Origin of the sequence: Fructobacillus tropaeoli, assembly GCF_001047135.2 — a bacterium.
Classification (GTDB): domain Bacteria; phylum Bacillota; class Bacilli; order Lactobacillales; family Lactobacillaceae; genus Fructobacillus; species Fructobacillus tropaeoli.
On record NZ_DF968080.1, the window covers coordinates 120,996 to 147,161 of the forward strand.

The 26,166-nt window shown below is 47.4% G+C and carries 20 protein-coding genes, 2 pseudogenes and 1 other annotated feature; all 22 genes and pseudogenes read right to left on the bottom strand.

Annotated elements, in window-relative coordinates; genetic code table 11:
* Positions 1-3: 3 nt before the first annotated feature.
* Positions 4-1,455 carry a DnaD domain protein gene (locus AOQ32_RS03475; protein ID WP_059393604.1) on the bottom strand — a complete coding sequence of 484 codons (1,452 nt, stop codon included), beginning with the start codon at positions 1,453-1,455 and terminating at the stop codon, positions 4-6.
* Complete coding sequence (gene coaE, locus AOQ32_RS03480; protein ID WP_059393605.1) at positions 1,455-2,057, bottom strand: dephospho-CoA kinase; 603 nt, start codon at positions 2,055-2,057, stop codon at positions 1,455-1,457. The genes AOQ32_RS03475 and coaE overlap by 1 nt, the downstream gene beginning before the upstream one ends.
* Positions 2,054-2,764 carry a DUF975 family protein gene (locus AOQ32_RS03485; protein ID WP_059393606.1) on the bottom strand — a complete coding sequence of 237 codons (711 nt, stop codon included), beginning with the start codon at positions 2,762-2,764 and terminating at the stop codon, positions 2,054-2,056. Before AOQ32_RS03485 ends, coaE begins: the two co-directional genes overlap by 4 nt.
* A gap of 128 nt (positions 2,765-2,892) precedes the next feature.
* Positions 2,893-3,723: a DNA-formamidopyrimidine glycosylase gene (gene mutM / locus AOQ32_RS03490; RefSeq protein WP_059393607.1), complete on the bottom strand. Its 831-nt coding sequence runs from the start codon at positions 3,721-3,723 to the stop codon at positions 2,893-2,895.
* Between the two features lie 305 nt (positions 3,724-4,028).
* A complete protein-coding gene (locus tag AOQ32_RS03495) occupies positions 4,029-5,399 on the bottom strand; it encodes a DEAD/DEAH box helicase (RefSeq protein WP_059393608.1) in 1,371 nt (456 codons plus the stop codon).
* Positions 5,400-5,542: 143 nt separating this feature from the next.
* Positions 5,543-6,859: a GTPase ObgE gene (gene obgE / locus AOQ32_RS03500; RefSeq protein WP_059393609.1), complete on the bottom strand. Its 1,317-nt coding sequence runs from the start codon at positions 6,857-6,859 to the stop codon at positions 5,543-5,545.
* Positions 6,860-7,132: 273 nt separating this feature from the next.
* Positions 7,133-8,926 (bottom strand): excinuclease ABC subunit UvrC, encoded by a 1,794-nt coding sequence (gene uvrC / locus AOQ32_RS03505; RefSeq protein WP_059393610.1) that lies wholly within the window; start codon positions 8,924-8,926, stop codon positions 7,133-7,135.
* Positions 8,927-9,032: 106 nt separating this feature from the next.
* Complete coding sequence (locus AOQ32_RS03510) at positions 9,033-10,652, bottom strand: CTP synthase (protein WP_059393611.1); 1,620 nt, start codon at positions 10,650-10,652, stop codon at positions 9,033-9,035.
* A gap of 311 nt (positions 10,653-10,963) precedes the next feature.
* Positions 10,964-12,343, bottom strand: a complete 1,380-nt coding sequence (locus tag AOQ32_RS03515) for an amino acid permease (protein ID WP_059393612.1) — start codon at positions 12,341-12,343, stop codon at positions 10,964-10,966.
* Positions 12,344-12,394: 51 nt separating this feature from the next.
* Positions 12,395-12,617: a binding site (T-box leader), on the bottom strand.
* A gap of 84 nt (positions 12,618-12,701) precedes the next feature.
* Positions 12,702-13,718, bottom strand: a pseudogene (locus tag AOQ32_RS03520) (HoxN/HupN/NixA family nickel/cobalt transporter).
* Positions 13,719-13,755: 37 nt separating this feature from the next.
* Positions 13,756-14,532 carry an L-threonylcarbamoyladenylate synthase gene (locus AOQ32_RS03525; protein ID WP_199504894.1) on the bottom strand — a complete coding sequence of 259 codons (777 nt, stop codon included), beginning with the start codon at positions 14,530-14,532 and terminating at the stop codon, positions 13,756-13,758.
* Between the two features lie 170 nt (positions 14,533-14,702).
* The gene (locus AOQ32_RS03530) at positions 14,703-16,007 is read right to left on the bottom strand and encodes an MFS transporter (protein WP_059393613.1); all 1,305 of its coding nucleotides are present in this window, start codon (positions 16,005-16,007) and stop codon (positions 14,703-14,705) included.
* A 10-nt stretch (positions 16,008-16,017) separates the two neighbouring features.
* Entirely contained in the window at positions 16,018-16,602 is a 585-nt protein-coding gene (gene leuD / locus AOQ32_RS03535) for a 3-isopropylmalate dehydratase small subunit (protein WP_059393614.1), read from the bottom strand.
* 1 nt (position 16,603) lies between these two features.
* Complete coding sequence (leuC, locus tag AOQ32_RS03540) at positions 16,604-18,001, bottom strand: 3-isopropylmalate dehydratase large subunit (protein ID WP_059393615.1); 1,398 nt, start codon at positions 17,999-18,001, stop codon at positions 16,604-16,606.
* Positions 17,998-19,061 (bottom strand): annotated as a pseudogene (gene leuB, locus AOQ32_RS03545) (3-isopropylmalate dehydrogenase). Before leuB ends, leuC begins: the two are co-directional and overlap by 4 nt.
* Positions 19,058-20,227, bottom strand: coding sequence for a 2-isopropylmalate synthase (locus AOQ32_RS03550; protein WP_059393616.1), 1,170 nt, complete (start codon positions 20,225-20,227; stop codon positions 19,058-19,060). Before AOQ32_RS03550 ends, leuB begins: the two are co-directional and overlap by 4 nt.
* Positions 20,228-20,522: 295 nt before the next feature.
* The gene (locus AOQ32_RS03555; protein WP_059393617.1) at positions 20,523-20,831 is read right to left on the bottom strand and encodes a metal-sulfur cluster assembly factor; all 309 of its coding nucleotides are present in this window, start codon (positions 20,829-20,831) and stop codon (positions 20,523-20,525) included.
* A 3-nt stretch (positions 20,832-20,834) separates the two neighbouring features.
* Positions 20,835-22,265, bottom strand: a complete 1,431-nt coding sequence (gene sufB, locus AOQ32_RS03560; RefSeq protein ID WP_059393618.1) for a Fe-S cluster assembly protein SufB — start codon at positions 22,263-22,265, stop codon at positions 20,835-20,837.
* Positions 22,266-22,267: 2 nt separating this feature from the next.
* The gene (gene sufU, locus AOQ32_RS03565; protein ID WP_059393619.1) at positions 22,268-22,777 is read right to left on the bottom strand and encodes a Fe-S cluster assembly sulfur transfer protein SufU; all 510 of its coding nucleotides are present in this window, start codon (positions 22,775-22,777) and stop codon (positions 22,268-22,270) included.
* Positions 22,774-23,988, bottom strand: coding sequence for a cysteine desulfurase (locus tag AOQ32_RS03570; RefSeq protein ID WP_059393620.1), 1,215 nt, complete (start codon positions 23,986-23,988; stop codon positions 22,774-22,776). The genes sufU and AOQ32_RS03570 overlap by 4 nt, the downstream gene beginning before the upstream one ends.
* Positions 23,969-25,159, bottom strand: coding sequence for a Fe-S cluster assembly protein SufD (sufD, locus tag AOQ32_RS03575; protein WP_059393621.1), 1,191 nt, complete (start codon positions 25,157-25,159; stop codon positions 23,969-23,971). The genes AOQ32_RS03570 and sufD overlap by 20 nt, the downstream gene beginning before the upstream one ends.
* A 1-nt stretch (position 25,160) precedes the next feature.
* Positions 25,161-25,949, bottom strand: coding sequence for a Fe-S cluster assembly ATPase SufC (gene sufC, locus AOQ32_RS03580; RefSeq protein WP_059393622.1), 789 nt, complete (start codon positions 25,947-25,949; stop codon positions 25,161-25,163).
* Positions 25,950-26,166 lie beyond the last annotated feature (217 nt).

Consider the following 26,166-nt stretch of genomic DNA (forward strand, 5'->3'; position numbering starts at 1 on the left):
ACCTCAATTCTTAGTTTTGCGGTCCTTCAACAACGCCATCATGGCGGCTGCATCATCACCCTGACTGGCCTGGTTGGTCAACTGATCATTTTGAGCCATCTTTGGTTCAACCTTTTGACCGGATCGATTATAGCGGCCCTGGTAGCGACTTTGATTCGTGCTCGTGCGGGCCTTCTGCTGATTTTGGTGGTTCTTAATCGCAGCGACTGCCTTCGGTGCGGTATCGACCTGATTTTTCGCCCAATCATTGGCAATCGAATCGACCAAGTTTCGCTTCAAATCGGAATTATCCATATTCACCAAAACCTGGTAAATCAGGATATTAATCACCGGCACCGGCAAAATATTTTGTTGGACCAGATTGGTTAGTAACTGGCTCTCGGACTTTGTCACGTAACCATGATTATTTTCTTTAATTTGCCGTAGAAAGTCAATTGGGCTCAAGAGGTCAGCGGCCTGATAAAGCGATTGCAGGGCCCTTGATTGTTTTGACGTTCCTTGTTTAGGATGACTCTGACTGTTTGACGCCTGAGCAGACTGACCCTGGCCTCCGTTAGTCTGTTGGCTAGCTGGGTCAGTAGCTTGGTTGCTCTGCCCCTGACTAGTAACAGGCCTTTCGCCTTGGCTCCCCCGGTTGGCCAACTTGGTCTTTTCAGCATTGTTTCCCCACTGATTTTGCAAGTAGGCCATAAAGGCGGGGCGGTTTAAACGGTGGTCATCAAGGTTAATGCTGCGTGTAATGGCCGTTGCTAACTCGGCCTCGTTCAGCCCGTAAAGGACTTGCTGGGTCATAATCAATTGCCGGTCAGGCGCTAAATTAGCAACCGTTGTGCCATGGATAAGGGCGACCATTGCATCATAGTCAAAAGGTTGCTTGCTAAAGTCCAAATCGTCCAGCGACCCTGGCCCTGCCAATTCGACACTTGGCTGACGGCCAGCAACCGGATTATCAAAGAATTCCAAGAAGCTAGCCGAGAGGTTGACAACGTTGGCACCAGTGACTTGACCGGCCGGTTGACCCGCAAAGCGGTCAGCCAAAACCTGAAAACGGTCCTCACCGGCAAAGTAAAAGAGTAAGCCAGACAGCAGGTCTTCGTTAAAGAAGTCTTGTGCCGTCATTGGGGGCTGAATTTGATATGTATAGCCAACAAAGCCACCAGCTTCCTGGTAGAAGGTTTTCAACAACCCTACCGCCTCCAGCGCCTTGCGGGCATGGACAAGGTCGGGCAATGAAAGGGTTAGCGTATCAAGCAGCAAATAGTGATCGGCCCATTTTGTCGTACCAGCCTGGCTCTCTTGAACCATGAAATGGTAAAGCGCATAAGCCTTAGCACCCAAAAATGGCAAGTACAAGCTAAAAACCCGGTCCAAATCAGCAAGGCTGATCGGCGCCTGCAAGCTCAAATAGGCCGGCTCTTTCGCCTGAAATTCAATTGTCTGCTTGGAAACAGCCATTATTCTTCCTTCTTTAAATCAGCTAAATACTTTTCCACTTGCTGCTTTAGTTCTTCTTCACTGCCATTGTTATCAAAGACGACGTCTGCCATCTCGGCCTTCTTTTCGATTGAAATTTGGGCCTTAATTCGGCTTTGAGCCGCATATTCGTCTAAGTGATCACGGGCCATTAATCGGTCAAGTTCGATCCGCGGGTTCGTAGCGACCACCAAAATTTGGTCGAGCCAGCCAGATTCATCGTACTTTTGTTCAAAAAGGAGTGGAATGGCGATAAAAATCACCTTTTCACCACGGTTTTTAAAAAAGTTGAGCTTGTCCTCAATCGCTGAGTAAATTGCTGGACTCGTTATCGCTGTGAGTTCCTTTAATTTAGCTGGGTCTTGAAAGACCATTTGCCCAAGCTTCTTCCGGTTCAAGACTCCGTTTTCAACAATATCTAAACCAAAAACATCCTTGATTTTTTCAAGAGTAAAGGTCCCCGGTTCCACTACCTCGCGGGCAACCAGGTCGGCATCAATTACCCGGTAACCGGCAGCTGCCACAATCTTGGTGACCGCTGATTTTCCAGTAGCAATACTCCCTGTCAAACCGATGATTTTCATGCTGCCCCCTTCTGCAAAGCTTGTGCAAAGACTTGGCTTGAGTAGACAACTCGCGCCGTATTCAAGTATGGCGTCACGTAGATATAGGCTAAGCCAAAGGTCAAAAATCCTAGTAGGTGCCAGCCCAAAAAGGAAAGTTCAAGTTGGAAAAGTTCCATTTTTCGTCCAGACATTACCCGCCGAGAAATCGAAATATAGTCGGTCAAGGATTTCTGCTGGCGACCAAACAGGCTATCCATCTTAAAGGCATAGTAAGTCTGTGAGTAGGAAAAGGCCTTAACGAAGCCTGGAATCACCAGTGCCGACCATAAGAAGAGCAGGATGTTTTGTACGAAAGCCAGCATAAAGGTCGCAAAGAACCGCCCAAAGCGAAAAGCCTGAATGCTTTGGCGCCATGTGACCTTAGCCTTTGGTTCCTGAAATTGATCCACAATGGCCCACTTGGCAGACCAAGAGAAGACCAGAGCAATCGTACTGGCAACCGTTTGGCTAAAGTAAGCACTTCGTTGGTTGAAGTATACCAGCTGACCCGTTTGGTGATAGTTCAATAACACTAGATAGGTCGTTGTCAGTACCAAAGCGGTTTGAAAAAGATTAAATAAAATGACAATCCAGTTAGCCTTGATGGCAGCAACAAAATTTTTTTGTAGATGTTTTCTCGCGGTCAGTTTAACACGGTTGCGCGAGATTGGTGTGATTTCTGTCATGAGTTCCTTTCGCGAAAAGGCACAATTACCTTCTGCTGGGTTTTTAAAGATAAATAAAATGAAATAGCGGTTAATAGCGCTGATTTTTCATGGTCTAATTACAGCCACCAGACAAGCCGAGGTCTCACTTACTTTTGTACCTGGCAGTTTGGACAGTAGGTGGTTCCGCGTTGGGCGACTTTGATTTTGACCAGGGTTGTGCCACAGCGCCGGCAAGGCTCACCTGCCCGACCATAGACATCGAGTTCGTTTTGGAATTGGCCGACCTCACCAAAAACATTGGAGAAGGAATGGACGGTGGTCCCGTGATGGACCGTTGCCCGGTTAATCTCTTGAATAATGTTTTGGCGCAGGTTGGCCACCTCTTCCGCCGATAAATGGTCCGTTAAGGTCTCCGGGTGGACCTTGGTCTGCCAAAGCACCTCATCCGTATAGATATTACCAAGGCCAGCTACGTTAGACTGATCAAGCAAAAATGGCTTAATTTTCCGGTGGGACTTGGCTAAAATTGAGGTCAAATAGGTGATGTCCAAATCAGCTTCGGTGGGTTCCGGCCCCATTTTCGCTAAACCAGAAACCTCTTGGTATTCTTTACCAGTTGGCACCAGCTGCATCCGACCGAAGCGGCGGGTATCGTTGTACATTAAATCGCGGTCGTCATCTAAAGTAAAGATAACCTCCGTGTGCTTATGCGGGGTCGCCCCCACAGGCTCAACCGAGTACTGGCCCTCCATCCGTAGGTGGGAAACCAGGGTCTTTTGATTTGAAAGTCGGAAAAGCAAAAACTTGCCCCGCCGGTCAATTTGATCGATGGTTGCCCCAGCTAAATCCGTCTGAAAATCGGTTAAATCAGAAACGATTGCTTTTGGATAAGGAACAGCCACACTGTTAATTTTTGCCCCCTGTACCAGGGCGGTCAGCCCGCGGCGGACAGTTTCAACTTCAGGTAATTCTGGCATTTGGGTCAATAACCCCCTTCATATCAACGTTTTCAATATTTTGGCTTAGTTTTTGGCTAACTTTTTGGTTAACTTTTGGCCTAACCTTGACGATTACTGGTTAAATCAACAAATTTCATTAATATTTTCAAGAAATATTATAACAAAAAATAGCCAGGCACGATTGCCCGACTATCTTTTGGATAATCTGTCAATAAGTTCATATTGTTTTCATTATAGCAAAGCGATAATGGCCAACGATTCGTCTTGCTGTCGTCAGCCAACTACCAGTTGGCCACACTTGAAAACACGGCAACCCGATTAAATCACTTCGAATCCTGAGGTCGGCTAGCCCATTTTGGCTTTCCTTTATCCTTCTTCTTCCGTGCTTGGTGCTTTTTCTTGGCCTTAGCGGCTTCCTTGGAAGTCAATTCGCGTTTCTCTTCGGACTGCTTTTGACGGTTCTTCTTATCGGCCTTGCGGATTTTGCCATCCTGAGGGTTGGTGGCCCGCTTCTTTTCAGCACGTGGCTGCTTTTCTTCGTCCAAATCAGCACCATCATCTGTCACTGTCGCCATCGCCTTTTGCAACTTCTTAGCTTCCTGTTGCTTTTCATCAGCTGCAGCCCAGTCAAACTTTTCCAGGCTGATTTCCTCTGGCAAGTACTGCTTCAACTTGCGAATATCGTGGTCGTTACCAAGGTTCAGCACTTGGCCGGAAAGACCCGCGCGTCCTGTTCGACCAGTTCGGTGAAGGTAGGTCGTCAAGTTATTCGGAATTTGCGCGTTCACCACTAATGGCAAGCCCTGGATATCAAGACCACGGGCAGCCACATCGGTTGCCAGCAACAAGTCAAGCTTGCCCTTCTTAAACGATTGGAGGGCGTCGGCCCGCTTTAAGTGCGACTTCTCGTTGTTCCCAACGGACATAACGGAAGCATGTTCGTGGCGCAAGGCTGCTTGTGCAGCAACCAAGGCCCCGATGGTGTTAAAGAAGACCAGGGCTTGCTGGTGTCGACGAGCTAATTCAATCAAGACCTTGTGGTTTGCCTTGGCATCAACGTGCAAGTAGGTATGGTCAATCGTTTTTGGTGCCTGATTTTCCACGGAAACCGGCTTCACAGAGTGGCCAAAAAGTTCCTTGACCCAGGCCAAGTCGACACCGGAGGTAGCTGAAAAAAGATCCACCTGGTCAAGTGGAGGAAGCGCATTCGCTAAAGCATTTAAGTCTTCCTGATGTTCCTCGTTCAAGGTCGCATCGGCCTCATCGACAATTAACGTCTTCAGGTGCTTGGTTTTCAATGCCCCACCATCAATCATCGTTAAAATCCGGCCAAGAGTCCCGACCACGATAGCCGGCTTCTCCTTCTTCAACTTATCAGCCTGACGTTTCCCGTTGGCCCCACCAATTAAGGCGGCAACTTTCACGCCAACCTCACTCGCATACGGGCGAATGACCTGGGCCAGCTGTGCCCCTAGTTCCTGTGACGGTGCTAAAATCAGAACCTGACTCTGCTTGGCCGTCAAATCAATCCTAGACAACACTGGTAAAGCAAAAGCCAGCGTCTTCCCAGAACCAGTCGGTGCCAGGCCGAAGACGGATTCACCGGCGGTCATTCGGTCAAAAAGGGCCTTTTGAATTGGCGTTTCTTCTTGAAATTGTTCATGAAATAAATTGGCAAGTTCCGGTAAAATCATTCTTTATTTTCCTTATTTTTGGTGACTGTCTTTTTGACGGCAATCCGCCCGTTTTTAAAATTCACTTCTATTATAACAAAAGCCCGCCTTACGATTTTTGTAGGTGGGCTTTTTCGACTGAAAGGTAGCCAATGGTTTTTGGCTTATTCAGAATATTCAAAGACAAAGTTTGTATTATTAATTCGAACGTCGTCGCCGTCTTCGGCACCAGCTTCGCGCAACTTATCATCAACACCCATATGGCGGAGTTGACGGGCAAAGCGCATAATGGTTGCTTCACGTTGCATGTTCGTCATGGCAGCAAGCTTTTCGACTTCCGGTCCAGAAATCAACCAGCAAGAAAGTTCATCATCCCAATCAACGGAAATAACAGGCGTCTGCTTCTTGTACTGGTAAATTTTCTCTTCTGTTGTTTCTTCTTCTTGTTGGTAAGCCGTTGGTACTGGTGCTTGATCCAACAGGTCGGCTGTTTTACGCAAAAGCGCATCAACGCCATCATGAGTCACAGCTGAAATCGAAACAATTTCAGGCGTTTTGGCCAAACCGGAATCTGCTTGCACCTGTTCCTGGAACTTCGCAAACAATTCCTCTGAATCTGGCATGTCCATCTTAGTAGCAACCACGATTTGTGGTCGCTCCAAAATCGTTGGATCATATTCCTTCAATTCAGTCAAAATCTTCTTGTACTGAACATAAGGATCCTGTCCTTCAATGCCAGACATATCCACCAGGTGCAAGATAACGCGAGTCCGTTCAACGTGACGCAAGAACTGGAAACCTAATCCAACACCTTGAGAAGCCCCCTCAATCAATCCTGGCAAATCAGCCATGACAAAGTCACGGTTATCGCCCAAGCGAACCATTCCGATGTTCGGGTCAATCGTTGTAAAGTGGTAAGCCGCAATCTTTGGTTTTGCATTTGAAACCACTGACAACAATGTTGACTTTCCAGCAGATGGGAAACCAACCAAACCGACATCAGCCAAAACTCGCAGTTCCAACTTAATTTGTCGTGTTTGACCTGGCTCACCGTTTTCAGATAATTCAGGAGCTGGGTTAGCTGGTGTGGCAAAACGAATGTTACCACGACCACCACGACCACCACGAGCAACCAGTAATGTCTGATCAGGGCGCACTAAATCACCCAATACCTCACCGGTATCAGCATCGGTCACGATGGTCCCTTGAGGAACTTTAATCACTCGGTCGTCTGCAGACGCACCGGTCATCCCCTTGGTCCCACCATTGCCACCAGACTGGGCCTTAAAGTGACGATTATAACGGAAATCCATCAAAGTTCGTAGTCCTTCATCCACCTTCAAGATGATGGAACCACCATGGCCACCGTCCCCACCAAAGGGACCACCCATGGCCACAAACTTTTCATGACGGAAGGAAACGATTCCATCGCCACCCTTACCTGCTTTTAGCTCAACTTGTGCTTGATCAACAAATGCCATTTGTATTCGCGCGCAATGCGCTACTCCTTTTTTAATCCAATGAATCTAGACAGTTAAGTGTATCACAGAAAGTTCTCTTTGCCTACACTTCTGCCCAGAAGACGCCAAATCAGGACAAAAATGACCTGATTTTTCACCATAGCAAAAATTTTGACGTCACCTATCAATTGTGTCAACACTACCAATATACTGCAAACCAGGGGTAAAACGCCAATGATTGCCGGCAGCATATAAAACCATTCTAACCTGACTGGCCAATTAAGCCGATTTTCCTTAAGGCTTTTGCTCCGACAGTGACCAGTGAACTAGCTGAGCAACCTTGGATGACAATCCCAAGGCTTCAAGCTCTTCGATGCTGGCCGCTTCAATCTTGGTGATCGAACCAAAGTTGGTCAACAGCTTCTGTCTCGTTTTCGGACCGACTCCCGCAATCGCATCCAGGCGCGAAGACAAGGATTTCTTCGACCGCGACTGACGGTGGAAAGTAATGGCAAAGCGGTGAACTTCATCTTGGATTCGCTGAACCAAGAAGAAGCCCTGAGACTGGTGGTCTAAGCGCACGACCTCTTCCGTCTTCCCGTTAATCAAGTCAGCAGTCTTGTGCTTATCGTTTTTAACCATGGCCGCAATTGGTACATCAAGGCCCAGCTCATCTTCCAAAACTTCCTTGGCCGCATGCAGCTGGATGATGCCCCCATCCATTAAAATCAGGTCCGGCATCTCAGCCCCTTCCTTCAACAGGCGGGAATAACGTCGCCGAATAACTTCTTGCGTTTCTAGCCACTCATCGGCATGATCGGTCGACTTAATCTTGTACTTCCGGTACATATCCTTGTTTGGCCGGCCATCTTCAAAGACCACCATCGCCGACACAATTTCTTCCCCTTGGGTATGAGAATGATCGAAGGCTTCGATCCGGTGACCCATTGAAATTCCAAGGACATCAGTGATTTCCTTCATGGCCCCCGACGTCTTTTGCTCATTCAATTCCATCAGGCGGAACTTCTCATCCAGGGCAATCTTGGCGTTCTTTTCTGCCAAATCGAGCAGGTCCTTCTTTTCACCGCGGACGGGCGTGCGCACCGGAACGTCCAGGGCAGCGGCTAGAAGGTCATGGTCAACACCCTTTGGCACCAAAATTTCCTTTGGCTTTTGAATATTTTTTTGCAGGTAGAATTGCTGGATAAAGGTTGTAAATTCATCAATCCCATCACCAACAACGGCAAAGGTCTGTTTACTCTGGCGAATCAAGCGGGCCTGCCGAACAAACATCACGGAAACCGTAATCCATCCCTTATCTAGGTAAAAGTTAAAGATATCGCGTGGCGTTGAATCATTCGACAATATTCGCTGGCTTTCAACTGTTTCATCAATATACTTCAGTTGGTCACGTAAATCAGCTGCTCGCTCAAACTCCAAATTTTCAGCAGCCTGACCCATTTGCTTTTCAATTTGGCGTTTCACGACTTTGGTATCACCGGACAAAAAGCGCTTAATTCGGTCAACCTGAGCCGTATATTCCGCCTTGGGAACATCCCGAAAACAAGCACCCAAACACTGGCCCATCGAATAATAGAGGCAAGGACGACCTTGGCGACCCTTGCACCGCCTTAGTGGGTAATTCTTTTCCAAGAAATGGAGCGTTTCCTGGGCAGCATACACGTTAGGATAAGGACCAAAGTAAAAGGCACCATCCTTCTTAACCTCTGAAACCAAGGCCATTCGTGGATCAGTTTCGCGGGTAATCTTGATGTATGGATAGCCTGTTCCATACTTCAAGCGAATGTTGTAATAGGGCTTATACTTCTTAATTAACTCATTTTCCAACAAGAAGGCTTCTTTATCGGAATTGGTCACGATAAAGTCAAAGTCAACAATATTGGCAACCAGTTCGGCCGTCTTGCCAGTATGGTCCTGCTTAAAATATGACCGCACCCGGTTCTTCAAGTTTTTGGCTTTACCAACATAAATAATTTTGCCCAAACGGTCCTTCATTTGATAAGAACCTGGTTCATCTGGTAAGAGGAGCAGTTTTTGTTCAAGGTGTTTTGAGATATTGGCTAACATAACTTTATTATACCCTCACGACTTCTATGTACGAAAAGGCCGCCAAATAATATGGCGACCTTTTTGTCTTCAAAACAAAGCATTCATTAAAAAATCAGCTTGGTGCTTACTTTTCGTTATAGGCCACAGCAGCAGTAATAAAGCTGTTGTACAAACCTTCTGGCTTGTTTGGCCGTGAAATAAATTCTGGGTGGTATTGAGCAGCAATAAAGAAGTCGTTCTTTGGATATTCGATGACTTCCATCAACTTGTTATCAGGTGATGTTGCTGAGAAGACCATACCAGCCTTTTCAAATTCGTCCCGGTACTTAATGTTAAATTCGTAGCGGTGACGGTGACGTTCGTCAACTTCAGACTTGTTACCATAAGCAGCAGCAGTCTTTGTGCCTTCCAACAGGCAAGTTGGATAGAAGCCAAGACGTTGTGTCCCACCCAAGTCAGTCACTTGGTTCTGGTCATCCATCAAAGCGATGATTGGATGCGTTGTTTCAGGGTTCAACTCGATTGAGTTGGCATCCTCATAACCCAAGACATCACGGGCAAATTCAACAGAGGCCAATTGCATCCCCAAGCAGACACCCAAGAATGGAATGTTGTTTTCACGGGCATAACGGATTGCCTGAATCTTACCTTCTGTTCCACGAGGACCAAAGCCACCAGGAACCATGATGCCATCCATATCCTTCAACAAGGAAGCAACGTTTTCTTCCGTCACCGTTTCAGAATTAATGTGGGCAATTTCAACATCAGTATCTTGTGAGTAACCACCGTGCTTCAAGGCTTCGTTTACTGAGATATAAGCATCCTGCAAATCAGTATACTTACCAACAACGGCAACATGGATGGTCTTCTTTGGATGCTCGATGGCATCAACCATGGCCTTCCATTCCGTCATGTCGGCTTCTGGCACATCCAACTTCAACTTATCAACAACCACTTGATCCATCTTTTGTGCTTGCAAGTTCAAAGGAATTTCGTACAAAGTGTCCACATCGCGTGATTCGATAACCGCTTGTGGGTTAACATCCGTAAAGGTTGCCAACTTTGTCTTCATTTCATCTGTCAATGGGTGTTGTGTCCGCAAGACCAACATGTCTGGTTGGATACCCAATGAACGCAACTGTGAAACAGAGTGTTGTGTTGGCTTTGTCTTTGCCTCACCGGCTGCTTGTAAGTAAACAATCAATGATGTGTGCAGGTAGAAGACATTTTCGTTACCAAAGTCTGATTTCATTTGACGCAAGGCTTCGATAAATGGCAATGATTCGATATCACCAACCGTTCCACCAACTTCGACAATAACAACATCGGCATCAGTTGATTCACCAGCCTTAACAATCTTGTCCTTGATGGCGTTCGTGATATGTGGGATAACCTGGACAGTCGCACCATGGTAATCACCCTTACGTTCCTTGGCCAAAACTTCTGAATAAATCCGACCAGTCGTCACGTTTGAGTACATGTTCGTGTTGATATCCATGAAACGCTCGTAGTGGCCCATGTCCAAATCAGTTTCCAGGCCATCGCCCGTTACATACGTTTCCCCGTGTTGGTATGGAGACATGGTACCTGGGTCAACGTTGATGTAAGGATCCAACTTCTGAATTGCCATCTTCAAGCCGCGGTTTTTCAACAAACGACCCAAAGAAGCTGCTACGATTCCCTTTCCAAGGGATGAAACGACCCCACCGGTGACGAAAATATACTTGGTTTGCTTCTTTGCCATAATGCCTCCTATGTTTTGCCTGACACACTGAATTTTGCTATGGTTTTAGCCAAAATTCATTAAATAAAATAGAAAGGCTCCCAAGCAGTAGCTTGGGAGCAATAAAAGATTTTCACATTAAATGTGAGCCCTAATATATATTACAGACTGCCCCCCTGAATGTCAACACTAGATAAAATAATTATCTAGACCAAACAAATTCAGTATGAAAGGTGGGAGACAGCCAACCACTGACAACAATTATCTCGGTCATCTCGGTTAAAATGCATCCAATTAAGCAACCAAGACGACCTTGTCAGCGAAGCTGATTTTTACTTAACTTCTTGCTGGTTACGGTGCGTCCAGAAGTACAAGAGCCCCATGAAAAACAAGAAACCAAAGCCGATGGCCAATGGTACCCGAGTCGTTGGGTTAATCACCATGAAGACCAAAGTAATTAATAGGAAGAAAATTGCAAAGTAGTTCGACCATGGTGACAAAGCCAACATGAATGGGTGGCCCTTCATCAGGTCTGGGTTTTCCTTGCGGAACTTAATTTGAGAAATCAAAATCACAAACCATGGCACCATTCCTGGCAAGGTTGAAGCCGAGTAAACCAAGACAAAGATGTTCTCGGACCCCTTCCAGAAAAGTGGTAAGACGGCGTTTAAGACGATTCCCAGCAAAATTCCAACAGACATGGCCATCACGGAAACGTCTGGCACGCGGTTCTTTGACAACTTCAAGAAGACTGGTGGCAATTCCTTTTGCTGTGCCAATGTGTATAACATCCGTGATGATGAGAACAGACCAGAATTCAATGCGGAGGCTGCAGCCGTCAACATCACGAAGTTGATGATTCCGGCAGCAGCCGTAATCCCAACTTTGGCGAACGTTTCAACGAACGGTGAGCCGACCGTGTCTAATTTATCCCAAGGATAAATCGTTACGATCACAAAGATTGCCCCAACGTAGAAAATCAGGATTCGCGCAACAATCGACTTAATCGACTTCACAATGGCTTCTTGTGGGTGGGCCGCTTCACCAGCCGTAATCCCGATGATTTCGATGGCTTGGTAAGAAGTGACCACGATTGACAAGGCAAACATGAAGCCCTTGAAGCCGTGAGCAAAGAATGGTCCGTGTGACCACAGGTTTGAGAAACCAATGGCATGACCGTGATTACCAAAGCCAAAGAGAATCATCAACAATCCCAAGATAATCATAAAGACAATCGTCAAAACCTTAATGATTGAGAACCAGGCTTCCAATCGACCGTAGGCCTTAACCGTTACCAAGTTTGTTAACGTCAACAGGATTAAGACAATCACACCCGTTACCCAGGTTGGCACACCTGGCCACCAGTAGTGCATGTAATCACCGACGGCGATTGTTTCCGAAATTCCAACCGTCAACCACTGGAAGACATTCGCCCACACAGTTAGGTAACCGGCAACCGGATGAATATACTTCGTTGCATAGTTGGCAAATGATCCAACGATTGGCTTCACGTAGAGCATCTCACCCAATGCCCGCATGACAATATATAAGACCAGCCCAGCCAATAGGTAGGCTAGCAAGACGGACGTTCCCGTCCACTTGATGGTCGATGATGACCCCAAGAAGAGTCCAACACCAATTGTGCCACCAAGGGCAATCATTTCCATCTGGAACGATGACAATGACCGCTTTAATTCTTTTCCATTTTCCATCTGTTTCTCCTCCACGCGGCTGGCCAAACAAAAAAAACGTCCCTAGAAATCTCTAGGGACGCTTTGTTGCGTGGTACCACCCGTGTTTTGCCTAAGTAAAAAGACCTAGACAACACTCTTTTGCCAAGATAACGGCTGACAACCGGGCTTCATTTCACGCATTACTCAAAGGCCACTACTGAGGGAGTTTTCACCGGCTTCGCCCGTCACTTTCACCAACCGTGACGTCTCTAGCAGACTTGTACCGATTACTCGTCCTCATGAATGTGATAATTGTAAGCGCATCTGAAAAAAATTGCAAGTACTTTTATCAAAGACAATCGAACGGCAGCCGTTGGTACGCTGATTTTTCCAAATATTATGACTCGACTTGATCATACTTTGACAGGTTCATCAGCTTCCAAATCAGCAAAGCAACTGCCCAGGCAACAACGAAAATCACCACCAAAATAATGCCTAATTCGTTGAAATCGAGCGCACCCGCCCACTTGGTCAAGAAGTTGTCCCAGTGGAACATGGCTGACATTGATTGAATCAAGTCGACAACACCGATAAAGCCAGCAGCAATAATCGAGATACTTGTCAAAATCAGGTTAAAGTAAACCTTGCGGTAAGAAGTTGAAATAATCCAGTTGTAGGTTGTTGACATGAAGAAACCATCCAAAGTATCCATCAAGCACATCCCTGCGGTAAAGAACAGAGGCACGGATAAGATGGCATACCAGGGAACACCAGCAGTCGTTGCCGTTGCCGATGTGGCTAAGACCGCCACCTGCGTTGCCGTGTCAAAGCCCAAACCAAACAAGAAACCAACAATCGCCACTTGCCAGTTGTGGTTCACTAGGTTCAACATCTTCATGAACAAGCGGTAAATCCGTGATTCAGCGGCTAATTGCTCGTTATCGGGATCCAAAGCCGCCTTCTTCATTTGCCGAAAATTTTTCCAAATACCACGCAGGATAAAGGTATTAAAGCAAGCCAGCATTAACAACATCACAGCGGCAATCATGGTCCCAAACATCCCACCAACGGACTCCAAAATTGGCAAAGAATGATCGGCCCATTCAACAAAAAGTACCGTCAATAGGGTCAACAACACCACGACCAAAGAATGCCCGAAGGAGAAGGAAAACCCAACCCCTCTCGTATTCTTGTGATCATTTAACATTTTCCGGGTCATATTGTCGATAGCGGCAATGTGATCAACATCAAAGGCGTGGCGCAGGCCAAAGGTAAACGAAATCCCGGCCATCCCGAGTAACTGAGGCTACTTGCTCATCCCCGTGCTCAAAAACACGATGCCCAGAGCCAAGATACCCAAAATAAAGGCCCCATAACGGCTAATGTCGAACTTCCAACTGTGACTGTCTGTCATAAATACTGCTCCTCTTTTCTACTTTCTAAAAGCTACTTCAGTAATAAAAACCATGGCGATAATCAAAACTCGTAAAAATCTGTGCCATGTTGGCCATAATTTTGTCGATATCAAGTCCTTTCCGAATCACGATTGGGCATGGCTGGATGCCCACCTGATTGTTTTGTTCTGGAATCAAATGTCCATTTTCGTCAACCATCGAAACCATTACCCCTTGCTCGTAGCGGGTGTCGATGTTCTTATCCGGTTGAATTGAAGCCACGTAATCATCGGCCTCAATCACCAAATCAGCGGCTTCTTCGATTCGTTCACCAATACCAGTAACCAAGCCACGGTTCCCCTGCCCTGATGGGTTGGCAGAACTAGCAAAGGCAAACTGGTGGTGTTCTTCCCACAATGCCTTGGCAATTTGTTCGCTTGGCCGACCAAATTTGATGACAAAGCAACTCGTCTGTCGTTGATCCATCATCAATTCTTGGCAACCATCATCTGGCAATTGGGCCATCCCCGTTTTCTTCCAGGGCAAAATGCAGCCCAACAAGATGTCTTGGTCCCAATGCTTTTGGTACAGATCTCTGATTTCTGGTGTCATTTCGGCCAATTCTTCCAACTCGGCCATGGAACCACACAAAACAACGCCGGGCTTATTGCGCTTACGGTTCTTGGCGGAAAACTTCCGTTTCAAGCCTGCCTTATCCGTGGTCATAATGATGTAACCAACCTTGGTTGGGCTGACAATCATCCCCTTGCCCGCCTGCAAAATGGTCATGGCCTCTTCTTGGACATGCCCGTTCCAGTGCACTTGCTTCGTCATCGTCTTTGTCATCGTTTCAGTCATTTTCTTCTCCTCTTTTTGAACTAACGCTCGCTGTCAAACGCTTATTGTGGCGTCGACTTTTTTGCGATTGCTGATTTTACCTGCAAAAATTCCTTGGATGCCAGCCGGCATCCCCCTCGTTTCGATTGCTACATTTACTTGGTTGCTTACTCGATGGCCACTTTTTTCGTTTCCGGTCCAAAGATGGCCACGATCACCGCCGCAATCAATGCAACCGCTGCGATAAACCAAAAGATAACGCTGGCCTTCAAATAAGTCAGGGCAAAAGCTACCACATAAGGCGTAAAGACCGTTAAAATCTTGGCCACAGCGTTGGCAATTCCGGCACCCCGAAAACGAAAAGTCGTTGGAAAAAGCTCAGCAACGTAAACACTGACAATCGAAGCCATCAAGACATAAATCGCCAGCACTAAGATAAAGCCGACAACCATCACAGCTTCTGCCTGACGTTGGTTGGCATAAATCAGTCCCCAAACCGCTGTAAAAATAAAGGTCGTGATGATGACTTTTTTCCGACCCAGCCAATCGACCAAGCTAGCACCGAGCAAAGCACCAAATGGGGCGCCAACCATCATCACGGCCGAGAAAACCAACGAGTGGGCTACTGCAACTCCCTGCTTAACCAACAGGGTTGGCATCCAGGAAGTAAAGGTGTACTGGACCAAATTAATAGCACTGACCGCAACAATCGCTACCAACAAACCTCGCTTAATACTGGTTGCTTGCTTTGCCGGTTCTTCTACCGTGCTTTGCTGGCTGCGGTCTGTCAGGCCATCACGGTCCTGATTTAACCGATCAATAATGACCGCCGCTTCCTGATAGCGTTTCTTAGAGATCAGCCACCGTGGTGACTCTGGGAAACCACGACGAACAATCCAGAGTAATAGGGATAACCCACCAACGATGACAAACATCATCCGCCAGCTGTAATGTGGAATCACGTAAGCTGACAACAACAGGGTCAGTGGAGCGGCTGAATTGGCAATCACTGATACCAAACCGGACCATTTTCCTCGACTAGCAATCGGTGCAAATTCGTTGACCAGTGAAAAGCCCGTTACGATTTCAGCACCCAAACCAATGGCGGCCAGAAAACGCAAGACAATCAAGGTCCAAATATTTGGTGCCAAGGCACCCAAGAGGGTCATTGACCCAAAGAGTAGCAAGTTACTTTGATAAGCAATTCGGCGTCCAAAGTGGTCACCGATGTAGCCAGCTAACAGGGAACCAAAGAAGAGGCCCATAAAACCAGCGGAGAGAAACATCGAACCCTGTGCCAGGGTTGCAAAGTGATTTTTCAACAAAACGGAGTTAACGGCACTCACTAGGTAGACATCAGCCGCATCCAAGATCATCCCGGCAGCGACTAGAGTAAATACCTTATAAAACAACGGGCTAGCGCTACTAGTGTTCATCCGACTTTCTAATTGACTAACGCTTACTTGATCCATGTTTGCCCCCTCACACCAGCGCCTGACGCTGGTCTTCATATGCCTGAATTTGGTCGGCATACTTCATGGTCAAATCGATGTCATCTTCACCCTTCAAGAACTTTTCCTTCCACTGGGGATTGATATCGAAATGGAAGTGACGATCGTCCATGGCAACATCCTGGTTGACGAGGTCAATCGTGATGGCTTCATCCGCAGCAACCGTCATCAAGATATCGCGGTCTGCCTTTGGCAACACAATCGGCAAAAGGCCATTTTTCGTTGCGTTCATATAAAAAATATCGGAAAAGCTACCAGCAATCACGGCCCGGAAACCAAAATCAGTCAAGGCCCAGACAGCGTGCTCCCGCGAGGAACCACTGCCAAAGTTATCGCCGGTAATTAAAATCGAAACACCCTGATGGTCTTTTTGGTTTAAGACAAAGTCCGGATTCTTTTGGCCATCAGCAAGGTACCGCCAATCCCAGAAAAGGTACTTGCCAAAGCCCGTCTTTAAAATATTTTTCAAAAATTGCTTGGGTAAAATCAGATCAGTATTGACACTATTAGCATCAATAACGGCTGCCCGTCCCACTTCTTTCACGAATGACTGCATCTTAGACCCCCATTGCCGCTTCGGCTGTGTCATGAATCTTGGTAATGTCCACAAAGTGACCGGCAATGCCGGCAGCTGCCACCATTGCTGGTGAAGCAAGGTGCGTCTTGGACCCCTTCCCTTGTCGACCAACAAAGTTTCGATTCGACGTTGAAGCGGCATGCTTGCCGGCTGGAATTTTATCCTCATTCATTGCCAGGCAGGCTGAACAACCAGGTTCGCGCCACTGGCAGCCAGCATCCAAAAAGATTTGCGCCAGACCATCTTTCATTGCCCGATTGCGAATTGCCCGGCTGCCTGGCACAATCCAGGCCGTAATGTTTGCTGCCAGATGCTTGCCTTTCATGATCTTGGCAGCCTCCACCAAATCTTCATACCGCGAATTTGTGCAAGAACCAATGAAAATATAATCGAGTGGAATTTCCTCGGCAGCCATCCCCGGATGTAAGCCGATATAGTCATAGGCCGCCTGGTCATCTGAATTCGAAATAGCCGGCGTCTTTTCGTCAACGGCCATCGCCATTCCAGGATTCGTTCCCCAGGTCACCATTGGTTTCAAATCACTAACATCAAATTCAATCAAACGGTCAAAGGCTACTTCATCATCCGTTTTCAGTTGTGACCAAACTTCCTTGGCCTTTTCCATGTCCTTTGGCGCTCGCTTACGGCCCGCCAGATAATCAAAGGTGGTTTGGTCTGGTTGGACCATCCCGGTCTTCGAACCAGCCTCGATGCACATATTACAAATTGTCATCCGTTCTGGCATCGACAAATTTTCAATCGTTTCACCAAAGAATTCAATTGCATAGCCAGTCCCAAAGGAAACCCCATACTTGGCGATTAAAGCCATAATCAAATCCTTGGCATAGGTATTGGCGGGTAAGTGCCCGGTAACCTTAATGCCCATTGTTTTTGGTTTGACTTGCCAAATCGTCTGGGTGGCCATCACGTGTTCAACTTCCGAGGTACCGATTCCAAAGGCAATGGCACCAAAAGCGCCATGGGTCGCGGTATGAGAATCACCACAAACAATCACCTTGCCAGGTTGAGTCAATCCCAATTCTGGGCCAACAACGTGGACAATCCCCTGGTCCTCATCCCCCACGGATGCCAAATCAACACCAAATTCCTGACAGTTCTTTTCCAGGGTGGCCATCTGCAACCGTGACATTTCGTCTTGTACGCTCTCAAGGTTCTTGGTGGGCACATTGTGGTCCATCGTTGCAAAGGTTAAATCAGGCCGCCGCAAGCGCCTGTTACTCGTCCGTAACCCGTCAAAGGGTTGCGGTGACGTCACCTCATGCACGAGGTGCAAATCAACGTAGAGCAACTGTGGCTGCCCCGGTTCACCAGCGATAACGTGTTGGTTCCAGATTTGATCAAAAAGTGTTTGGCTCATGAGAAAACCCCCTCTTGCATCGCATTCATCACTTGCTCGGTCACCTCTTTGGTAGTCAAGTCCCACCCATATCAGGTGTTACCTGCCCCCGTCGGATTGTTAACTCAACCGCCTCATCGATTTGCTTGGCTAATTTTTCCTGGTGAAAACTTTGAGACAGCATCAGAGAAACCGTTTTAATCATCGAAATGGGATTGGCAATCCCCTGACCTGCAATATCGGGCGCCGAACCATGAATAGGCTCGTACATTTTTGGACCGGTCGCACCAGCAGAAAGCGATGGAATCTGACCAATCGTGCCAGTAATTTGAGCGGCCTCATCGCTTAAAATATCACCGAACAAATTTGGAGTAATCAACACATCAAACTGAGTCGGATCCGCGACAATGGCCATCGCAGTGGCATCAACATAGCGGTAATCGACCGTCACTTCAGGGTAGCGTTGCGCCACAGCTTGGCCAACTTCCCGCCAAAGCTTTGAGGTCGCCAGCACATTCGATTTATCAACAACCGTCACGTGCTGGCGGCGGCTTTGCGCCAAGTCAAAACCATAAACCATGATGCGCTCAATTTCGGAGCGGCTATAGTACATCGTGTCGATTGCCTGATCAAATGTTTTTGACCGTGGTTCACCAAAGTAAGCACCAGAGGTTAACTCGCGCACAATCACGAAATCTGTTCCGCGAACAATCTCAGCCTTCAAAGGTGATTGGTCAATTTGTGAATCGGCAACGACCGTCGGCCGGACGTTGGCAAAGAGTCCTAACTCAGACCGCAGTGCCAACAAGCCATCTTCCGGCCTTTTTGGACAGGCATTCCACTTTGGCCCGCCAATAGCACTCAACAAAATGGCATCGGCGCGCTTGGCTTGGTTAATCGTGTTATTCGGCAATGGTTCGCCGACCTGATCAATTGCCTGACCACCAAAGGGCAAAAATCCTGTTTCATAAGTAAAATCAGTTCCCTGTGTCACAGCGGCCAAGACATCCAAGCCGGCCGCCATAATTTCTGGCCCAATACCATCGCCTTCGAAGACAACAATCTTTTGACGATCCATCATTTTGCCACCACCCCTTCTGCTAACTCCTGTTCAGCTAAGGCAATCAACTGGTCATCGGAAACAATGCTAACTTTTTCCGCTAGCGTCTTAAAAGCTGGGAAAAGATGGGCAATGTTTTCAATCGGCATCTCATAACCCAACTCTTTCAACTTGGCTGAAACAGCATGCGATCCTGATAACTTGCCCAATGGCATGGAAGCACTGGCACCAACCATGGCTGGTGACAAGATTTCGTAGGTCGCTGGGTTTTTCAAGTACCCATCCTGGTGAATGCCCGATTCATGGGCAAAGGCATTTCGACCAACAATCGCCTTGTTCGCCGCAATCTTGACCTTCGAATAGTTTTCAACTTGGTGGGCGATTTTAGTGGCTTGCTGCAAGTTCAAGGCAATAGTTTGCTGGCAGTGGTCACGGCGAACCTGCAATGTGACGGCCGCTTCAATCAAGTCAACGTTGCCGGCTCGTTCACCAATCCCATTGATGGTTCCTTGAATTTCTGTTGCGCCATGGGCGACCCCCGCCAAGGCGTTGGCATTGGCCAAGCCCAAATCATTGTGCGTATGGGTTGACCAAGTCACCTGGTCAAAGGCTTGGACATGGTCATGAAGGTAGTCAAATAGTTCACCATATTCTTCCGGCAAATCATAACCAACCGTATCGGGAATATTGATGGTCGTGGCCCCAGCGGCAATGGCAGCGTTAATGCTTTCGACCAAGTAATCCGGTTCCGTCCGAGTGGCATCTTCTGGTGAAAAGATAACCTTGTCGACGCGACTCTTGGTGTAGCTAACGTCTTCTTGAATCTTTTCAATAATCTCTGCCTTAGACATCTTCAACTTGGTTTCACGGTGAATTGGCGAAGTCGCAATAAAGACATGAATGACTTGGTGCTTGGCCTTGTTGGTGGCTGCAATCGCAGCGTCAATATCCTTTTTCACCATCCGAGCTAGGCCTACCACTTCTGCCTCTTGAACCGTCTCACTAACGGCCTCAACTGCTTCGAAATCTTCCGCGGAAGCTGCCGGAAAACCGGCTTCAATCGCATCAACGCCAAAATTTTCAAGGCTTTTAGCTAAAGCGACCTTTTCGTCAATCGAGAAATTAACACCAATTGTTTGTTCGCCATCACGTAATGTTGTGTCATAGAATCTAATCTGGTTTTTCATACTCTTCCCTCACTTTGTGAATAAAAAAACGGGCTAATCAAAATGACTAGTCCGCAAAGAGAAAAAGATGAATTGCCTTGGCTAGCCATTAGGATGTTCCCCCTAACAGCCAGCTAAAAACCTTGGCTCGTTAGGGGTTGCCCAACAAGCCAAGCAAGTTTGCGCTGTGCATGGTCTTAACAATCATTACGCCTTGGTTCTTCATGATTTTTCTCCTCCCTTAGATTCGTTATAATCATGATAATACCTTGCTCATGAGATTTCAATTAAAACATTAAGTTTTTATCATTATTTTCTAACTTAGGCCTAACATGGCCTTGGCATATGGTGACATCCTTTCAACCGACCAAGCCGGTTCCCAACGATATTCAATCTTAACTTCCTCGACACCATCAATAATTTTCAAGGCATCGGCGACCATTTCTTCTAGAGTGCCCATAATTGGACATCCAATCACGGTTAAGGTCATATTGACTAAGCACAACCCCTGGTCATTTAAATCAATATCATTAATAAAGCCCAAATTAACGACATCCACACGAAAGTCCGGGTCAATCACCTGACTCAAGGCCAACATGATTTCTTCTTTTTTTCCTGCATCCATTTTTTAACCTACCGATCCACTCATTTCAAATTTCATCAAGCGGTTCAATTCAACCGCATATTCCATCGGCAGTTCTTTCGTAAATGGTTCCACAAAGCCCATGACAATCATTTCGGTTGCCTTTTCGGCCGAAATTCCCCGGCTCATCAGATAATAAAGTTGGTCTTCAGAAACCTTGGAAACCTTTGCCTCATGTTCCATCGAGACATTCCCGTTCAAAACAGTGTTATAAGGAATGGTATCCGCTGATGATTGGTCATCAACCAAGATGGTGTCACATTCAACGTGAGCAAAAGAGCCGGCCGAATCGCGACCGAACTTCACTGTTCCCCGGTAATCAGTTGATCCACCATCATGGGCAATGGATTTGGACACAATCGAAGAGGACGTATTGGGTGCATTATGAATCATCTTGGCACCAGAATCTAAGTTCACACCCTCACCGGCAACAGCAATCGAGAGCATGGTGCCTCTGGCCCCCTGGCCATTCAAATAAACCGAAGGATATTTCATCGTTGTCTTTGAGCCAAAGTTCCCATCGACCCATTCCATTGTGGCGTTTTCCTCAGCCGCTGACCGCTTCGTTTCCAGAGAATAAACATTATTCGACCAGTTTTGAATGGTTGTGTAGCGGCAATAGCCGTCCTTTTTTACAATCACTTCCACCACAGCCGCATGCAGGGAATCTTCCGAATAAGTTGGTGCGGAGCAACCCTCGACATAGTCAACATGGGCACCTTCATCGACAATAATCAACGTGCGTTCAAACTGTCCTTCCTTTTCCGTGTTAATTCGGAAATAAGACTGGATGGGTGTCGTGACATGAACGCCCTTCGGTACATAGATAAAGGTTCCCCCGGACCACACAGCTGAGTTCAAAGCAGCTAATTTATTATTGGTGGGCTTCACTAATGAACCCAAATATTCTCGAACTAATTCCGGATATTCCTGCACAACCGTGTCAGTGTCCGTGAAAACAATCCCCGTCTTCTCGAACTCCTCTTTCATCCGGTGGTAAACCACTTCGGACTCATACTGGGCAGACGAGCCGGCCAGCCATTTCCGTTCGGCCTCTGGAACACCCAACCGCTCAAACGTATCCTTTAATTCTTGGGGGACATCGTCCCAATCCCGATATTTCCCGTTGGTTGGCTTGTTATAGTAATAAATTTCGTCAAAGTTCAGCTCGGATAAGTCCGGGCCCCACTCCTGCATCGGCATCTTCAAATAAGCCTGATAAGACCGGAGGCGAAAATCAAGCATCCACTCGGGCTCATTTTTCTTAGCCGAAATTTTACGAATAATCTCTTCATTTAGTCCCTGCCCGGTCGAATAGACTGCCTGGTAGTCATCATGAAAGCCATGAGCATACTCTTCATCGGCCCCGATGGCTGCCCGCGTTCGCTGCAGGTCTTCTTGTCGATCGATTTCCATTCTTACTCCCCCTCAATCTTGGCTATTAAATCAGTCGCCGCATGGCTGGCGAGAGTGGCGCACTTTAGTCGGGTTGGAAATTGACGAACGCCGGCCAAAGCCGACAATTCACCGAGGTCAACATCCTGCGCTTGCTCACCTTTTGCCCCAGCTGATTGGCCTTCACCGGTGAACAGGCCATCCTGGTTCTGACTCTGGCCCTGATCAGCCGTTAATAAATCAGAAAATGCCGCTAATTTTTCCCGAGCTGCTGGCAAGCTTTGCCCAATCAACTGTTCTGTCAGCATCGAAGCCGCAGCCATCGAAATGGCACAACCCGCGCCATCAAAGGACATGTCTTGAATCTGATTTTCCAAAACAACCATTCGCACTTGTAAAACATCCCCACAGCTTGGATTAAACTTTTCAACCTGTTGACCAACCAAGGCTGGCAACGTCCGAAAATGATGCGGATTTTTAGCATGGTCTAAGATGACCTGCCGATATAAAATTCCTAAGTCTGCTTGATTCATACAAAGTACTCCCGAGCCTGCCGCAAAGCCGAAACAAAGCGGTCAAGGTCTTCTTGGTTATTGTAAAAGGCAAAGGTGGCACGGACGGCCGATTGAATACCCAAATAATCCATTAACGGCTGGGCGCAATGGTGGCCCGCCCGAACCTCAACGCCGGCCATATCCAAAACGGTGGCAACATCATGCGGATGAACACCCGCTAGGTTAAAGGACAAAACACCATGGTGATTTTTGGCGTCCTTTGGCCCATACACGGTTAAATCAGGGATTTCTGCCAGGGCGGACAAAGCGGCTGCCATCAACTCTTCTTCTTTGTCGGCGATTGTCTCTAAGCCAACCTCGTTCAAGTAATCGACAGCTGCCCCGAGACCGATGGCGCCGGCAATATTGGGCGTTCCGGCTTCAAAGCGCCAGGGAATCTCTTGAAAGGTCGCTTCCTCTAGTGTTACCCGCTCAATCATTTCCCCACCGTATTGCACCGGTGTCATTGCTTCTAAGAAATCAGTTTTCCCGTACAGCACCCCGATGCCGGTCGGCCCAAGCATTTTGTGACCGGAAAAGACATAGAAATCAACATCTAAGTCCGAAACATCAATTGAAAAATGGCCAACAGCCTGAGCCCCATCAACAATAACCGTTGCCCCCACCTCATGGGCCAGTGCCGTCATTTCCTTGACGGGTGCCAGGCTACCAAGGACGTTGGATACGTGAGCAAAGGAGACGATTTTCGTCTTCTGACTGAGCTTGTCCTTAAAATCAGCCAAATCAATTTCGCCTTCGTCCGCCAAGGAAACGTACCGTAACCGAGCCCCCGTCGCCTTGGCCAGCACCTGCCAAGGAACAATGTTGGAGTGGTGTTCCAGCTGGGTTAACAAGATTTCATCCCCGGCCTCCAGCTGGTTCGGTCCATAGCCCTGAGCCAGCCAATTCAGGCTTTCGGTCGTCGACCTAGTAAAGACAATGTTTTTGGCAGCAGTCGCCCCAATCATGGTCGCAACCTTCGCCCGCGCACCCTCATAGCTGGTCGTCGCCTCTTGCGACAACGTGTAAACGCCACGATGAACATTGGCATTTTCTTGGTCATAATAGGCCCGAATCCGGTCTAAGACCTGGCTTGGTTTTTGGCTTGTCGCCGCCCCATCAAGGTAAGTTAACGGATGGCCGTTGACCTGCCGATTTAAAATTGTAAAGTCATCTCGTACCGTTTTCATTGTTTAACTTTCTTTCAATGGCCGCAACGACCTGATTTTCGACCTTCTCATCATGGATTTTCGCGAGGATTTCCCCCACGAAGCCACGAACAACCAGCCTTCTGGCGACTTGTTCCGTCAAACCGCGACTCATCAAATAGTAGAGTTGCTGGTCATCCACCTGGCCAACCGAGGCAGCATGCCCGGCCGTAACATCACTTTCGTCAATTAAGAGCAACGGGTTAGCCTCACCACGAGCGCGCTTGGATAACATCAAGACCCGTGATTCCTGCTGGGCATCGGATCCCTTGGCGCCCTTGATAATCCGCCCCATCCCATTAAAAATCAGGCTTGAACTATTCAAAATCACCCCACGTTGGAAGATATGCCCAACCGTATGCCGACCGATATTTTGAATTTCCGTGTTAAAACCTTGGACCTGCTTGCCTGAGGTAAACGCGGCCACCCCGGTTTCTGATTTAGCACCCTCACCAACCAGCTTGGTCGTCAATTGGCTAATCACGTTGCCATCGTTAAAGGCAGCGTTGACCCAATTGACTTCCGCCTGGTTACCAACAACGGCCTGACGATTAATAAAGCCAGTCGTCTCCTGGTCTAAGTGGTCGAAGTTAACCATCGTCAGTTTGGCACCGGTGGCCGCCAAAACCTCAATCACCAAGGAAACATTACTAATGCCAGCAGTAGCCGTCTCTAATTGACTGACGATTCGTGCCTGACTATTTCGATCAGCATAAATTACTACCCGGCCAACCAAGTCACCGTCTGCACCCAAGTGAGCCAAAAAGAGGTTCAAATTTTCGGCAACCGTTACCCCGACTGGTAAGTAGACAAAGAGACCCGTGTTAGCACTTTGCAAATTTTCTGCCGTCAAGCGGTCCTTTGTTTCGGCCACTCGGTCATAAACTTGCTCAACCAAGTCCGGATAGTCCTGCTTGGCCTGCTTCAGTGGCAGGAGTAAGACGCCAGCCTCAACCAAGTCCTCCGGCAAATCATAGTACGTTTGGCTCAGACCCGCTAACTCGACGCCGGTCTCCCCGGCTTGCGCCATCAACGGCTGGTCTGCCTGTCCTTGACCAGGCACTAAGTCCGTCAAACCCCAATGTTGAAAACGAACCTTAGGAAAGTCTGGTAGGGGCAATTCTTCAATTATCTGTCTTTTGACCTCTTCCATTTCACACCACCGGTACATCTTCGTCTGTCAGCGTAATATCGAGTCCTAGTTCGTCGCGCAGGGCTGCATAGCCCTCGCCCTCCAAACGCTTGGCCAAATCAGGACCACCAGTCTTCACAATCTTACCGCCCATCATCACGTGCACATAATCTGGCACGATATAGTCAAGCAAGCGTTGATAATGCGTGATCATCAAGGTAGCAAAATCAGCCGAGCGCATGCTATTAACACCCTTTGAAACGACTTTTAAGGCATCAATATCCAAACCAGAATCAATTTCATCTAGAATGGCAATTGCTGGCTTAATCATTAGCATCTGCAGAATTTCATTGCGCTTCTTTTCACCACCGGAAAAGCCTTCGTTCAAATAACGACTGGCCATCTCGGCATTCATCGACAAAAAGTTCCGCTTTTCTTCCAGTTCCTTCATGAAAGTCATGACATCAACCTGGTCATCGTCAGCGCGCCTGGCATTCACGGCCGAACGCATAAACTCAAAATTTGTAATACCTTGAATTTCGGCCGGATATTGCATGGCCAAAAACAAGCCAGCTCGAGCGCGCTCATCGACACTCATTTCACTTAAGTCCTGACCGTCCAGCTTGATGGTCCCCTGGGTAATTTGATAGGCCGGGTGGCCCATAATTGTTTGCGATAAGGTCGATTTTCCGGTTCCATTGGGTCCCATAATGGCGTGAATTTCACCCGTATTAACGGTCAAGTTGACACCCTTTAAAATTTCCTTGCCATCGATTTGAACATGGAGGTCTTCAATTTTTAACGTCTTCATTTATCATCCTATTCTCATAAATATCATCATTTTCTAATCATTATCAACTTATTTGGATTAAAATGCAAGAAGAGATGACAAGAGCCACAAATCCCTGTCGGTGTTTTCCATCGGCAGGGCCTTGCAGCCCCTAATTGTCAGTATTTTGTTCCAAAAAGTTAGAAACTTTTGAGCCACTTATTTTTCAAAGATAGTGGGCCACTAATACTCTCTATCC